Below are 13,490 nucleotides of genomic sequence, written 5' to 3' on the forward strand. Positions count from 1 at the left end.
ATTTACCATCCGCTGATTGTCTAAAAAATGCTCATTGTTACCATCGAACAAATTCATGACATCGCTCGGTTGCTGCGATCAATCACCAGTGCGTATACTGTATAAAAATACAGTGAAAATGGATGTGCATTATGTTTGCATTATGCGATGTGAACTCATTTTACGCGTCGTGTGAGACGGTGTTCAGGCCAGACCTGCGCGGGCGGCCAGTAGTCGTTTTGTCGAATAACGACGGCTGCGTCATCGCCAGGAGCGCTGAGGCTAAGCCACTAGTGACTATGGGCGAGCCGTATTTCAAACAAAAAGAGATCTTCAGGCGACATGGCATAATCCCGTTTTCCAGCAACTACGAGTTGTACGCCGATATGAGCCATCGGGTGATGACAACCCTGGAGGAAATGTCCCCTCGTGTCGAAATATATTCAATTGATGAGGCATTTTGTGACCTGACTGGCGTAAGAAATTGCCGGGTGCTGGAGGATTTCGGAAGGGAGCTACGCGCAACAGTTTTGCAAAACACACATTTGACGATTGGCGTCGGGATAGCGCCGACCAAGACGCTGGCTAAGCTGGCGAATCATGCCGCAAAAAAATGGCAACGGCAAACTGGTGGCGTGGTTGATCTGTCGAACGTTGACCGCCAGCGCAGGTTAATGGCTCTAGTCCGGGTGGAGGACGTCTGGGGAGTAGGGCGGCGCATCAGCAAAAAACTGAATGCGATGGGGGTAAACACCGCGCTGGATTTATCCGAGCAGAGCACCTGGGTGATCCGCAAGCATTTCAACGTTGTGCTTGAAAGAACCATCCGGGAATTGCGCGGCGAACCATGTCTTGAGCTGGAAGAATTTGCGCCAGCCAAGCAGGAAATAGTCTGTAGTCGGAGCTTTGGAGGGTGTATCACCGATTATGAAGAAATGCGTCAGGCCATCTGTAGCTACGCTGCGCGCGCCGCTGAAAAACTCCGCAGGGAACATCAGTATTGCCGTTTTATCTCAGCGTTTGTCAAGACAAGCCCTTTTGCACTGAACGAGCCGTACTACGGCAACAGCGTTTCGATAAAACTTCTCACACCTACGCAAGACAGTAGAGATATCATCTGCGCAGCGATCCGCTGTCTGGAGGCGATCTGGCGTGACGGACATCGCTATCAGAAAGCCGGGGTCATGTTGGGCGATTTTTTCAGCCAGGGTGTCGCGCAGTTGAATCTGTTTGACGACAACGCACCGCGTTCTAATAGCGATGCTCTAATGACGATGATTGACCAACTAAACGCCAAAGGTGGCAAAGGTACGCTATATTTCGCCGGACAGGGTATCCAGCAGCAATGGCAGATGAAGCGGGAGATGCTGAGTCCCCGTTATACAACCAGATTTTCCGATTTGTTGGTTGTTCGTTAAACAGCCATGTTTCATTGCCTCGGAAGAGCCAAAGCGTAAGGGTAAGGTTGTTAACTCTGGCAGCCACAAAAGCGTGGCGCCAGAGTTAACGAAAAAAACAATGTGTACATTATTGCGTATAAAAAAATATTTTATTTAGTTTTTAATAGATGTAAGAAACTGAATAATATAAGTAAAATCCTTATAGATGTAACCGCTATCGTAGGGCATACCATTCCTTATGCTTCAAAGGATTCGCCAGTGCGCCCAGAATATCGGAAAGCACGTTTACGATAATGACCAGGGAGCCGATCACCATTACGCCTGCGGAAATAGCGGCATAGTCTTGTTGACGAATAGCATTAATCATCCAGCGTCCCAGTCCCGGCCAGCTAAAGACCATTTCGGTTATCATCGCCAGCGTCAGCATTGTGGAAAATTGCAAGCCCAGACGGGGAATCACGGGCGGCAGAGCATTATGCAGAACATGCCTGCGTAATATCGTCAGCCGTGACATGCCCCGCGTAGCTGCGGCTTTAATGTAATTATGGTCAAACACGTCAATAGTGCTGATACGCATCAGACGAATCACTTCCGTCGTCGGGGCGACGGCAAGGGTCAGCACCGGCAGGACCATGTGGCGCACCGCGCTCACAATCATCTCTTCCCGCCAGGGAGAGTCGGACAGCCAGGCATCGATAATGGCAAAACCCGTCACACTTTTTACTTCGTATAAAAGATCAAAACGCCCGGAAACCGGCAGCCAGCCTAATGTTAAAGAGAACAGAAGCGTCAGGAGCAGAGCCAGCCAAAAGACAGGAATTGAGAAGCCCAAAAGCGCAAGGGCGCTGATGAATTTATCCTGCCATTTATTGCGCATAATTCCGGCCAGCATCCCAACCGGGATGCCGATAAGTAAGGCGAAGCCAAACGCCAGAATGCACAGCTCCATTGTCGCCGGAAAAACTTCTTTAAGCTGTTCAGAAATGAGCTGTCCATTAATGCTCGACACGCCAAAATCCCAGTGCAGTAGGCCGGTAAACCAAAAGACCCAGGCATTCCACAACGATGCGCCCTGAAGCGGCGCGTGCGGGGTGAAATAGCTTAAGCTAAAACCGACAAAAGTAAGCAGGAACAGCGTCATGATAAGCAAAAGAAGACGGCGCAACGTAAAGATAATCATGGCTTTTTCACCTCTTCATTTTCACGCGTGACACCGGCAAAGGAGGCGCTGCCGAAGGGACTGAGCACCAGCCCTTTTATATCATAACGGTAGGCCTGCAGGCGCAAAGAGGAGGCCAGAGGTAAGACCGGTAACTGTTCGGCCAGAATGTTTTGTGCTTCGTCGTAAGCGTCAATGCGCGCGGCTAGCTGCTGTGAAGTCAGGGCCTTCCTCAGCACACTGTCGAACTCGCGGTTGCACCAGTGTGCGAAGTTGGTCTGAGAATCAATGGCCGCACAGCTTAACAGGGGGCGGAAGAAACTATCAGGATCGTTGCTGTCGGTTGCCCAACCGGATAGCGTCAGGTCATGGTTCATATCCATTAAGCGGGCTTCCTGAAAACGTCCTTCAACCGGAACAATAATCACATTCACGCCAACCTGGGCCATATCCGCCTGAATCAGCTCCGCGGTTTTTAACGGGCTCGGGTTCCAGGCCTGAGAGGTGGTGGGCACCCAAAGCTGAAGGGTGAGATTTTCCACCCCCAGCGCTTTGAGGCGCGCGCGCGCCTCAGCAGGATCATAGGCCGTTACTTTGGCATCACCGTCGTAGGCCCAGGAGGCGCGCGGTAAAATAGAAGCGGCCGTTTCCGCAGTGCCGTAGTAGATTGACTGCATCAGTCGCTGGTTATTAATGGCAAGCGCCAGCGCATGCCGGACTTCGGGCTTATTGAGCGGCGGCTTGTCGGTATTAAAGGCCAGGTAGGCGATATTCATCCCCGGACGAAGCGTGAGGCGTAAACGCGGATCGTCGCGCAAAATAGTCAGCTGACTGGCCGCAGGCCAGGCCAGCACGTCACACTCGCCGGTCAACAGTTTAGACAGACGTCCGGTTCCTCCGGAACCCAAATCCACGACCACCTGAGGCATTAAGGGTGTGCCGCGCCAGAACTGAGCGTGACGTTGTAACCTTACGTACTGTCCGGCACGGTATTCTGCCAGCTGAAAAGGCCCCGTACCGACCGGCTGACGGTCAAGCAGTTCCTGGCGATCGTTCTTAGCAAGTGCGGCGGCATACTCTGCAGACATCACCGACGCATAATGGGTCGCTAAGTGCCATAAGAAGGAGGCATCTGGCTGGCGCAGGCGAAATTCCACGGTTCGGCTGTCGAGTTTACGCACGCTCTGAACGGAGTCGGCAAACTGGAGACTGTCGAAATAGGGGAAGGCGCTGCCATTAATGTTATGCCAGGGGTTTGCTCTGTCGAAAATGCGCTGGAAGGTAAATACCACATCGTCCGCGTTGAGCGTGCGATGAGGCGTAAACCAGGGGGTATGCTGGAAATTCACCCCTTCGCGCAGGCGAAACCGATAGGTCGCACCGTTATCCAGCACTTCCCAGCTTTCTGCTAACTCCGGGACCAGCCGATAGGTATAAGGATCGACATCCAGCAAGCGGTTATAGAGTTGCGCTGCGAGCGTATCCACAATCAGTCCGCTGCCCGCTTTTTGTGGGTTAAAGGTGCTGACCTGCCCGTTTACGCAGTAAACGAAACCGCTGTCGCGGATATCGGCGCTGGCGGAAAGCGGCGACGCCGCCCAGGCCATGCCGGAAAGCAGCGTCGTTGTTAGTAGCAGGAATGGAAAAACCAGACGCATGATTTATTCAACGATTTTAGATTCATGTGCAAAGTGTATCGCACTTGCCAGGGCTACGTACAAAAGTCTGAAAACGACTGCTGCTATTGTCGACGATTTCAGCTGATCTGGTGTTTTTTCAGCAGGGCACGAAACTGATGATAGGTAAGTCCTAACAGTTCAGCGGCCCGCTTCTGGTTAAATTTTGCCTGTTGCAGACTCTCAGTAAGCAGCGACTTTTCCTGATGAAGCTGAAAGGACCGCAAATCAAGCGGAAACGCCGGGAGGGATGAACGCTGTTTTTCTGATTCCTGTCGCTCGCGGGCAGGCTGGCGGTTAAATGGGTCAATGATGATGTCGTCCAGCGGGTGCTCGCTGGTGCCATGACGATAAACAGAACGTTCAACCACGTTTTTTAGCTCCCGGATATTGCCCGGCCAGCGGTGCTGCAGGAGGGTCTGTTGAGCGCGGTCAGTGAAGCCCGGAAAGAGCGGCAATTTCAACTCACGGCACATCTGAATGGCGAAATGATCCGCCAACAGCATGATGTCGCTTTGCCGCTGACGCAACGGGGGAAGCTGAACCACATCGAACGCCAGTCTGTCGAGAAGGTCGGCGCGAAACGTGCCTTTATAGACCATTTCAGGCAAATCGGCATTGGTGGCGCACACCAGCCGCACGTTAACCTGCAACGGCTGGCTTCCGCCCACACGTTCAAGTTCGCCGTATTCAATGACACGCAGAAGTTTTTCCTGTACCAGCATGGGTGCGGTCGCCAGCTCATCGAGAAACAGCGTGCCGCCATCGGCACGTTCGAAGCGACCCGGATGGCGTTTCTGCGCGCCAGTGAAGGCACCTGCTTCATGACCGAAAAGCTCGGTATCAAGCAGATTCTCATTGAGTGCAGCACAATTGAGCGAAATAAACGGCCCTTGCCAGCGGGAAGAGAGGTAGTGCAGGCGATTCGCTATCAACTCTTTTCCGGTGCCCCGCTCGCCGATGACCAGCACGGGTTTGTCGAGAGGTGCCAGACGGGAGACCTGTTCAAGGACTTCAAGAAAACTGTTGGCTTCGCCGAGGAGATTATCTTTCTGTTCAGGCATGATGAATTTCACCACTAGTTAGCGTTATTCACCACTGTAGCTTATAAAGCCGCAACGGTAAAATATTGCTTATCTAATAAAATCAAACAATTAAAAAGTTGGCACGAAGGTTGTATTAACCAGATAGCAGGGCATCGCCCAATGACAGAAATCAAGAGGAATCAATTATGGGTATTTTTTCTCGTTTTGCCGACATCGTGAACGCCAACATCAACTCACTGCTGGAGAAAGCGGAAGATCCGCAGAAGCTGGTGCGTTTAATGATCCAGGAAATGGAAGACACGCTGGTGGAAGTACGTTCTACCTCAGCCCGCGCGCTGGCGGAGAAAAAGCAGCTTACCCGCCGCATTGAGCAGGCGAATGCGCAACAGGCCGAGTGGCAGGAGAAAGCCGAACTGGCGCTGCGTAAAGATAAAGACGATCTGGCCCGCGCCGCGCTTATCGAGAAACAAAAAGTGGTCGCTATCATCGACACGCTCGAACAGGAAGTGACGCTGGTAGATGAAACCCTGACGCGCATGAAAAAAGAGATTGGTGAGCTGGAAAATAAACTCAGCGAAACCCGTGCACGCCAGCAGGCACTGACGCTCCGTCATCAGGCGGCAAACTCTTCTCGCGACGTTCGCCGTCAGCTTGACAGCGGCAAAATTGATGAAGCGATGGCACGCTTTGAATCTTTCGAACGCCGTATCGATCAGATGGAAGCTGAAGCGGAAAGTCACGGTTTTGGTAAACAAAAATCGCTGGATCAACAGTTTTCTGAACTGAAGGCTGACGATGAAATCAGTGAACAACTGGCACAGCTCAAAGCAAGAATGAAACAGGATAACCAGTAATATTTTTTGTGCGGCATCGGGAGATGCCGCCCCATCATTCCCTGTAAGGAGTACACATGAGCGCGCTTTTTCTGGCCATTCCCCTGACGCTTTTCGTCCTGTTTGTTCTACCGGTCTGGCTATGGCTGCATTACAACAATCGCTCAGCTCAGGGCCAGCTGTCTCAAGGTGAGCAGCAGCGCCTGGTTCAACTGACCGATGACGCAAGGCGCATGCGCGAACGCATTCAGGCGCTGGAAGACATTCTCGATGCGGAGCACCCCAACTGGAGAGATCGCTGATGGCAGGATTACCATTAAATAAAAAACTTTGGCGCATTCCACAGCAGGGCATGGTCAAAGGCGTTTGTGCTGGTGTCGCCCATTACCTGGACGTGCCGGTTAAACTGATTCGCCTGATAACCGTGCTGGCGATGCTGTTTGGGCTCTTTTTCCCGGTGCTGGTGGTTTATATCATCATGACCTTTGTACTCGATCCTATGCCGGCGCATTTTACCGAAGAAGAAAATGCTCCCACCAGCGGCGAGCTATTAGAAAGGGTCGATAATGAATTAAAGAGCGGTGAGCAGCGGCTTCGGGAGATGGAACGTTATGTCACTTCCGATACGTTTTCACTGAGAAGTCGCTTTCGACAGCTTTAACCAAGAGGTATCGCATCATGGCGAAATGGCAACAGACAGCGCAAAAGATGAAACCGGGCGTGAAACTCGTCGGCAAAATGGCCCTCCTGGCGGCGCTGCGTTTCGGCCCGGCAGGGGTGGCGGGTTGGGCGGTGAAATCCGTTGCCCGCCGCCCGGTTAAGTTACTGCTGGCGTTCGCTCTGGAACCGTTACTGAACCGGGCTGCGGGCAAAATTTCCCGACGTTTTAACAAATAAAGACGCGCCAGCAGATTTGCGCCAGCCGAGACAAAAATGGCGGCGTGAAAGGCGTATAGTTCTCCAGGGAGTTAATCAAACTAAGGAAAGAAAAATGTTAAAACAGATGCTAATTGCCATTACCTTTGCCAGCAGCACGCAGGCCTTTGCCGCTGAACAGTGGGTCGATGTTCGGGTGCCGGAACAGTTTCAACAGGAGCACATTCAGGGCGCGGTTAATATCCCCTTAAAGGATATTCAGGCCGGACAGGTTCACTCCCTGTCCCGCGATGACACCCTTTATCTTTACTGCAATTCTGGTCGTCAGGCGACGCTGGCGCAGGAAAAATTGCAGCAGTTAGGTTATCAGCATGTCATTAACAAAGGCGGCATGAACCAGCTAAATATGCCCACCATTAAATCTCAATAATACTTTACGGCGTGGTACCTGGCCCCCGGGCACCACGCTGAATAACCGCACAACACGCCCTGCCTGAATGATTTAGCCTGAAATAATCGGTGGTAAAAGGTATCCCTCATCGCCGGGAAGATAACAATTTCATCACATTTCTATTTATTTTGCAGCAGCTCACAAATACGCATTTTTCCAGCTAGAAACCTTATTTTCTCAGCGGGTAACCCCTGTTGGCTGATTGACAGTGTATTTTACGAAGAGTAATCTCGCTGCGCATGGGACCGCTACCACGGAAAGGCGAAATGAATCCAAAAATAAAAGGATGTTTAAATCAGGTCTATGGCGAAGCATTTACTTCCGCGCATTTCGATGCGCTTAACAGCCGATTAAATGCATCACGTAAAAATATTTCTAAAAGACGAAAAGGGCATTGGGATGAGAGTGATGTCGTTCTTATCACCTATGCCGATCAATTCCATGAACAGGATCAGAAACCGCTTGCGACATTCAACCAGTTTTATCGTCAGTGGCTGCAGGCTATTTTTTCGCATGTGCATCTGCTGCCTTTTTATCCGTGGTCGTCAGACGACGGTTTCTCAGTTATAGATTATCATCAGGTCGCTTTGGAAACCGGCGGGTGGGATGATATTGAGGAACTGAATAAATCCAGTAAGCTGATGTTTGATTTCGTCTGTAATCATATGTCGGCTAAAAGTGAATGGTTCAAAAAATACTTAAACCAGGAGACTGAATTTGAAAATTTTTTTATCACTCACGACCCAACAATTGATCTCAGCGGCGTAACGCGCCCCCGCACTTTACCTCTTCTGACGCCTTTTACTTTTAAAGACAAATCCACGCGCTACGTGTGGACAACCTTCAGCGATGATCAGATAGACCTGAATTACGCAAACCCCAATGTCCTGCTGGCAATGGTGGATGTGCTGTTAAGCTACCTTGAAAAAGGGGCTGATTATGTGCGTCTCGATGCCGTAGGGTTCATGTGGAAAGCGCCGGGAACATCCTGTATCCACCTTGAACAGACCCATCAACTGATAAAGTTATTCCGCGCCATTGCTGACGATGTCGCACCGGGTACGGTTATCATTACGGAAACGAACGTCCCGCATAAAGATAATATTTCGTACTTTGGTAATGGCCGGGATGAAGCACAGATGGTTTACCAGTTTTCCCTTCCACCTTTAGTGCTTCATGCGGTACAGCGGCAGAATGTCTCCTCATTATGCCAGTGGGCGCAGACGCTCAAACTGCCTTCAACCGACACCACCTGGTTTAACTTTCTGGCATCACACGATGGAATTGGACTTAATCCACTGCGTGGCCTCTTACCGGAAGAGGAAATAGTCAAACTGGTTGCCGAGTTACAACAGCAGGGGGCATTGGTTAACTGGAAAAACAATCCGGACGGTAGCCGAAGCCCCTATGAAATTAATGTGACCTATATGGACGCGTTAAGCCCGCGGGATGCCAGTGATGACGAACGATTCGCGCGATTTTATCTTGCTCATGCACTGTTACTCAGCTTTCCTGGCGTACCAGCAGTTTATATTCAAAGTATGTTGGGTTCACGCAACGATTATAATGGTGTGGAGCAACTGGGTTATAACCGGGCAATTAACCGCAAAAAATATCAAAGCGATGCGATTGAAGCAGAATTAATGGATTTGGATACGCTGCGCTCTCGGGTTTATAATGCGCTGGCACGCCTGATTGTTATCCGGCGTGATAATAAAGCCTTTCACCCTGACAGCCATTTTGAAATTAATGATATCGCGCCTGCCGTCTTGCAAATTATACGCACTGCGGAAACAGGCGAGAAGCTTATCGCCTTATTTAATGTGAGCAGTCAACGTCAGATATGTCGTGTTGATATTGGTGCCGGGTTTGATTTGTTGAGCGAAACGACGCTTTCTGATGAAGAATTAACGCTGCACCCCTGGCAGGTTATGTGGATTAAATAATAAAAAGGAAATTCTCATGCTTAAAACTCACGTTGTGCTGATCTCAGCACTGGTTTCCTGCGCTCTGTTATCTGGATGCAAGGAAGATAAAAAATCTCATGTCTCAATTGAATTTATGCACTCTTCTGTAGAACAGGAGCGCCAGGCCGTCATTTCTCAATTAATTGCCCGCTTCGAAAAAGAGAATCCTGAAATTAGCGTCAAACAGGTGCCGGTTGAAGAGGATGCCTATAACACTAAAGTCATCACGCTTGCGCGCAGTGGATCCTTACCCGAAGTCATTGAAACCAGCCATGACTACGCAAAGGTGATGGATAAAGAGGCACTTATCGACAGAGAGGCGGTGGGAAGAGTGATTGGTACGGTAGGGGAGAATGCCTTCTATGACGGCGTGCTGCGTATTGTCCGAACTGAAGATGGTACTGCCTGGACCGGCGTCCCGGTCAGCGCCTGGATTGGGGGCATCTGGTATCGCAAAGATGTTCTGGAAAAAGCCGGTCTGGAGAAGCCGAATAACTGGCAGCAGTTACTGGAGGCCGCGCAGAAGCTTAACGACCCGGCCCATAAAAAATACGGCATTGCCCTGCCGACGGCAGAGAGCGTACTGACCGAACAGTCCTTCTCGCAGTTTGCGTTATCGAACCATGCCAACGTCTTTGATGCGCAGGGTAAAATCACCCTAAATACCCAGGAGATGACCGAGGCGCTGGATTATTACCGATCACTGGCGGCCTATACGATGCCGGGGTCTAACGACATCATGGAAGTGAAAGACGCTTTCATGAACGGCACCGCACCCATGGCCATCTATTCCACCTACATCCTGCCTGCCGTGATTAAAGAAGGCGATCCGCAAAACGTCGGATTTATGGTTCCCACCGAAAAGAGCTCCGCCGTTTACGGCATGCTGACCTCACTCACCATCACCGCGGGCCAGAAACAGGATGAGACGGATGCCGCAGAGAAATTTGTCGCCTTTATGGAGCAGGCAGACAACATCGCCGACTGGGTGATGATGTCGCCGGGCGCAGCGCTGCCGGTCAATAAAGCGGTGGTCGATACCGTGACCTGGAAAGATAACGACGTCATCAAAGCCCTGGGTGATCTGCCAAACCAGTTGATTGCTGAGCTGCCTAACATCCAGGTGTTTGGCGCCGTCGGCGATAAAAACTTTACCCGCATGGGCGATGTGACCGGATCGGGTGTCGTGAGCACCCTGGTGCATAACGTCACGGTAGGCAAAGCCGATCTTTCAACGACTCTCAAGGCAAGCCAGAAAAAACTGGATGACCTCGTTGAACAGCGCTAATGGGAAAGTGGGAAACCGTGATGAACAGGTTCTTTTCTGGTCGATCTGATATGCCATTCGCCATGCTGCTGCTGGCGCCCAGCTTGCTGTTGCTTGGCGGGCTGGTGGTCTGGCCAATGATATCCAATATCGAAATCAGTTTTTTACGTCTGCCGCTGAATCCGCGCATCGAATCGACGTTTGTGGGATTGAGCAACTATATCCGCATCCTCTCCGACCCGGGATTCTGGCACTCGTTGTGGATGACGCTCTGGTATACCGCGCTTGTCGTGGCAGGGAGTACCGTACTGGGATTAGGCGTGGCGATGTTTTTTAACCGCGAGTTCCGTATGCGAAAAACGGCGCGCTCGCTGGTAATCCTCTCGTACGTAACGCCTTCTATTTCACTGGTGTTTGCCTGGAAGTACATGTTTAACAACGGCTACGGTATTGTGAACTATCTCGGCGTCGACCTGCTTCATCTCTACGATCAGGCGCCGCTATGGTTTGATAATCCCGGCAGCAGTTTTGTGCTGGTAGTGCTGTTTGCCATCTGGCGCTATTTCCCGTACGCCTTTATCTCCTTTCTGGCTATTTTGCAGACGATTGATAAATCCCTGTATGAAGCCGCTGAGATGGATGGTGCCAACGCATGGCAGCGTTTTCGTATCGTGACTTTGCCCGCCATTATGCCGGTGCTGGCTACGGTGGTAACGCTTCGTACCATCTGGATGTTCTATATGTTCGCCGATGTTTATCTGCTTACCACCAAAGTCGATATTCTCGGGGTCTATCTCTATAAAACGGCGTTTGCATTTAATGACTTAGGTAAGGCCGCGGCGATTTCAGTTGTGCTCTTCGTCATTATTTTCGCTGTTATCCTGCTGACCAGAAAACGGGTGAACCTCTATGGCAACAAATAAACGCGCGCTCAGACGCACTGGCTTCTATTGCGGTCTCTTCGTCTTTCTGTTCATCACGCTGTTTCCCTTCTTTGTGATGCTGATGACGTCGTTTAAGAGCGCGAAAGAGGCGATTTCACTGCATCCCACGCTGCTGCCACAGCAGTGGACGCTGGAGCACTATATCGACATTTTCAATCCGTTGATTTTTCCGTTTGTCGATTATTTCCGTAACAGCATGGTCGTCTCCGTGGTGTCGTCATTTGTCGCGGTATTTCTCGGCGTGCTGGGGGCATATGCCTTATCCCGCCTGCGTTTTAAAGGGCGGATGACTATTAATGCCAGCTTTTACACGGTGTATATGTTCTCCGGCATCCTGTTGGTAGTGCCGTTGTTCAAAATCATCACCGCGCTGGGAATTTATGATACCGAAATGGCGCTGATCGTCACCATGATCACCCAAACGCTACCCACTGCCGTTTTTATGCTGAAAAGCTACTTCGACACCATTCCGGAAGAGATAGAGGAGGCGGCAATGATGGATGGATTAAGCCGCTTGCAGATCATCTTTCGCATCACCGTTCCACTGGCAATGTCCGGTCTGGTTTCGGTTTTTGTTTACTGCTTTATGGTGGCCTGGAATGACTATCTGTTTGCGTCGATTTTCCTTTCCAGCGCCAGCAATTTCACCCTGCCGGTCGGCCTGAACGCGCTGTTCAGCACGCCGGACTATATCTGGGGACGCATGATGGCGGCGTCGCTGGTGACGGCCCTGCCGGTCGTCATTATGTATGCGCTTTCCGAACGTTTTATTAAGAGTGGCTTGACCGCAGGCGGCGTGAAGGGCTGAAGCGGCCAGTTTAATCAAGGAGTGATAAATGAAAAAGTTAGTTGCCGTAGAACCGCGTGTTGCTGCGCTGGTGGAGTATGAAGATCGCGCGCTTTCAGCCAACGAAGTGAGGATCCGTGTGCGCTTCGGTGCGCCGAAGCACGGCACCGAGGTGGTCGATTTTCGCGCTGCCAGCCCATTTATTAATGAGGATTTCAACGCCGAGTGGCAGATGTTTATGCCTCGTCCTGAAGGCGCGCCGCGCGGGATTGAGTTTGGTCAATTCCAGCTTGGCAACATGGTGGTGGGAGACATTATCGAATGCGGCAGTGACGTCACGGATTATGTCGTGGGCGATTCTGTTTGCGGTTACGGCCCGCTCTCTGAAACCGTCATTATTAATGCCGTCAACAACTACAAGCTGCGCAAGATGCCAGCGGGCAGCAGCTGGAAAAATGCTGTTTGCTACGATCCGGCGCAGTTTGCCATGAGCGGCGTGCGTGATGCCAACGTCCGCGTTGGCGATTTCGTGGTTATTGTGGGGCTGGGGGCCATCGGCCAGATTGCGGTACAGCTGGCGAAAAAAGCTGGCGCCTCTGTTGTGATTGGCGTCGATCCGATTAGCCATCGTTGTGATATTGCCTGCCGTCATGGCGCCGACGTCTGTCTCAATCCGATCGGCACCGACGTGGGTATGGAAATCAAGAAGCTGACCCAGCGGCAGGGTGCCGATGTAATCATCGAAACCAGTGGTCACACGGATGCGCTGCAGTCGGCGCTGCGCGGCCTGGCCTACGGCGGCACCATCTCCTACGTTGCCTTTGCCAAACCCTTCACGGAAGGCTTCAACCTGGGTCGTGAAGCGCACTTCAATAACGCCAGAATCGTCTTCTCGCGTGCGTGCAGCGAACCTAACCCGGACTATCCACGCTGGAGCCGCAAGCGCATTGAAGAGGCCTGTTGGGAGCTATTGATGAACGGCTACCTCGATTGCGACGAGATAATCGATCCCGTCGTTCCTTTCGCCAATAGCCCGGAAAGCTACATGCAGTATGTCGACCAGCACCCGGAGCTGAGCATCAAAATGGGCGTCACGTTTTAACCA

General features: G+C 51.3%; 14 protein-coding genes. 11 read left to right on the plus strand and 3 right to left on the minus strand.

Annotation, left to right across the window (positions count from 1 at the left end):
* Nucleotides 1-131 precede the first annotated feature (131 nt).
* Nucleotides 132-1,397, plus strand: coding sequence for a Y-family DNA polymerase (locus M1D91_RS10855; RefSeq protein ID WP_437431985.1), 1,266 nt, complete (start codon nucleotides 132-134; stop codon nucleotides 1,395-1,397).
* Between the two features lie 196 nt (nucleotides 1,398-1,593).
* Here M1D91_RS10855 and sapB read toward each other — a convergent pair whose 3' ends face one another.
* The 3 genes from sapB to pspF form a co-directional block, all read right to left on the minus strand.
* Nucleotides 1,594-2,559 carry a putrescine export ABC transporter permease SapB gene (gene sapB, locus M1D91_RS10860; protein ID WP_437431986.1) on the minus strand — a complete coding sequence of 322 codons (966 nt, stop codon included), beginning with the start codon at nucleotides 2,557-2,559 and terminating at the stop codon, nucleotides 1,594-1,596.
* Nucleotides 2,556-4,196 carry an ABC transporter substrate-binding protein SapA gene (gene sapA, locus M1D91_RS10865; RefSeq protein WP_437431987.1) on the minus strand — a complete coding sequence of 547 codons (1,641 nt, stop codon included), beginning with the start codon at nucleotides 4,194-4,196 and terminating at the stop codon, nucleotides 2,556-2,558. The genes sapB and sapA overlap by 4 nt, the downstream gene beginning before the upstream one ends.
* A gap of 98 nt (nucleotides 4,197-4,294) precedes the next feature.
* The gene (gene pspF / locus M1D91_RS10870) at nucleotides 4,295-5,278 is read right to left on the minus strand and encodes a phage shock protein operon transcriptional activator (RefSeq protein WP_437431988.1); all 984 of its coding nucleotides are present in this window, start codon (nucleotides 5,276-5,278) and stop codon (nucleotides 4,295-4,297) included.
* Nucleotides 5,279-5,445: 167 nt separating this feature from the next.
* On the opposite strand from pspF, the gene pspA reads away from it, so the two are divergent.
* The 10 genes from pspA to M1D91_RS10920 all read left to right on the plus strand — a co-directional run bounded on the left by pspA (nucleotide 5,446) and on the right by M1D91_RS10920 (nucleotide 13,487).
* On the plus strand, nucleotides 5,446-6,114 hold the full coding sequence (gene pspA / locus M1D91_RS10875) for a phage shock protein PspA (RefSeq protein ID WP_437431989.1): 669 nt from the start codon (nucleotides 5,446-5,448) through the stop codon (nucleotides 6,112-6,114).
* Nucleotides 6,115-6,170: 56 nt separating this feature from the next.
* The gene (pspB, locus tag M1D91_RS10880; RefSeq protein ID WP_437431990.1) at nucleotides 6,171-6,395 is read left to right on the plus strand and encodes an envelope stress response membrane protein PspB; all 225 of its coding nucleotides are present in this window, start codon (nucleotides 6,171-6,173) and stop codon (nucleotides 6,393-6,395) included.
* The gene (pspC, locus tag M1D91_RS10885) at nucleotides 6,395-6,754 is read left to right on the plus strand and encodes an envelope stress response membrane protein PspC (RefSeq protein ID WP_437431991.1); all 360 of its coding nucleotides are present in this window, start codon (nucleotides 6,395-6,397) and stop codon (nucleotides 6,752-6,754) included. Before pspB ends, pspC begins: the two co-directional genes overlap by 1 nt.
* A gap of 14 nt (nucleotides 6,755-6,768) precedes the next feature.
* On the plus strand, nucleotides 6,769-6,990 hold the full coding sequence (gene pspD, locus M1D91_RS10890) for a phage shock protein PspD (protein WP_437432070.1): 222 nt from the start codon (nucleotides 6,769-6,771) through the stop codon (nucleotides 6,988-6,990).
* 94 nt (nucleotides 6,991-7,084) lie between these two features.
* The gene (gene pspE, locus M1D91_RS10895; RefSeq protein ID WP_437431992.1) at nucleotides 7,085-7,399 is read left to right on the plus strand and encodes a thiosulfate sulfurtransferase PspE; all 315 of its coding nucleotides are present in this window, start codon (nucleotides 7,085-7,087) and stop codon (nucleotides 7,397-7,399) included.
* 260 nt (nucleotides 7,400-7,659) lie between these two features.
* Nucleotides 7,660-9,366 carry a sugar phosphorylase gene (locus M1D91_RS10900; RefSeq protein ID WP_437431993.1) on the plus strand — a complete coding sequence of 569 codons (1,707 nt, stop codon included), beginning with the start codon at nucleotides 7,660-7,662 and terminating at the stop codon, nucleotides 9,364-9,366.
* A 16-nt stretch (nucleotides 9,367-9,382) separates the two neighbouring features.
* Nucleotides 9,383-10,675, plus strand: a complete 1,293-nt coding sequence (locus M1D91_RS10905) for an ABC transporter substrate-binding protein (RefSeq protein ID WP_437431994.1) — start codon at nucleotides 9,383-9,385, stop codon at nucleotides 10,673-10,675.
* A gap of 20 nt (nucleotides 10,676-10,695) precedes the next feature.
* A complete protein-coding gene (locus tag M1D91_RS10910) occupies nucleotides 10,696-11,577 on the plus strand; it encodes a carbohydrate ABC transporter permease (RefSeq protein ID WP_437431995.1) in 882 nt (293 codons plus the stop codon).
* Entirely contained in the window at nucleotides 11,564-12,406 is an 843-nt protein-coding gene (locus M1D91_RS10915) for a carbohydrate ABC transporter permease (protein WP_437431996.1), read from the plus strand. Before M1D91_RS10910 ends, M1D91_RS10915 begins: the two co-directional genes overlap by 14 nt.
* Before the next feature lie 28 nt (nucleotides 12,407-12,434).
* Nucleotides 12,435-13,487 carry a zinc-dependent alcohol dehydrogenase gene (locus tag M1D91_RS10920; protein ID WP_437431997.1) on the plus strand — a complete coding sequence of 351 codons (1,053 nt, stop codon included), beginning with the start codon at nucleotides 12,435-12,437 and terminating at the stop codon, nucleotides 13,485-13,487.
* Nucleotides 13,488-13,490: the final 3 nt, after the last annotated feature.

Source organism: Enterobacter sp. SA197 (assembly GCF_054131575.1).

What these genes read in the sequence shown, in the direction of transcription:
- M1D91_RS10855 (WP_437431985.1), top strand. Translation starts at nt 132, where the DNA reads ATGTTTGCATTATGCGATGTGAACTCATTTTACGCGTCGTGTGAGACG.
- sapB (WP_437431986.1), bottom strand. Translation starts at nt 2,559, where the DNA reads ATGATTATCTTTACGTTGCGCCGTCTTCTTTTGCTTATCATGACGCTG.
- sapA (WP_437431987.1), bottom strand. Translation starts at nt 4,196, where the DNA reads ATGCGTCTGGTTTTTCCATTCCTGCTACTAACAACGACGCTGCTTTCC.
- pspF (WP_437431988.1), bottom strand. Translation starts at nt 5,278, where the DNA reads ATGCCTGAACAGAAAGATAATCTCCTCGGCGAAGCCAACAGTTTTCTT.
- pspA (WP_437431989.1), top strand. Translation starts at nt 5,446, where the DNA reads ATGGGTATTTTTTCTCGTTTTGCCGACATCGTGAACGCCAACATCAAC.
- pspB (WP_437431990.1), top strand. Translation starts at nt 6,171, where the DNA reads ATGAGCGCGCTTTTTCTGGCCATTCCCCTGACGCTTTTCGTCCTGTTT.
- pspC (WP_437431991.1), top strand. Translation starts at nt 6,395, where the DNA reads ATGGCAGGATTACCATTAAATAAAAAACTTTGGCGCATTCCACAGCAG.
- pspE (WP_437431992.1), top strand. Translation starts at nt 7,085, where the DNA reads ATGTTAAAACAGATGCTAATTGCCATTACCTTTGCCAGCAGCACGCAG.
- M1D91_RS10900 (WP_437431993.1), top strand. Translation starts at nt 7,660, where the DNA reads ATGGGACCGCTACCACGGAAAGGCGAAATGAATCCAAAAATAAAAGGA.
- M1D91_RS10905 (WP_437431994.1), top strand. Translation starts at nt 9,383, where the DNA reads ATGCTTAAAACTCACGTTGTGCTGATCTCAGCACTGGTTTCCTGCGCT.
- M1D91_RS10910 (WP_437431995.1), top strand. Translation starts at nt 10,696, where the DNA reads ATGAACAGGTTCTTTTCTGGTCGATCTGATATGCCATTCGCCATGCTG.
- M1D91_RS10915 (WP_437431996.1), top strand. Translation starts at nt 11,564, where the DNA reads ATGGCAACAAATAAACGCGCGCTCAGACGCACTGGCTTCTATTGCGGT.
- M1D91_RS10920 (WP_437431997.1), top strand. Translation starts at nt 12,435, where the DNA reads ATGAAAAAGTTAGTTGCCGTAGAACCGCGTGTTGCTGCGCTGGTGGAG.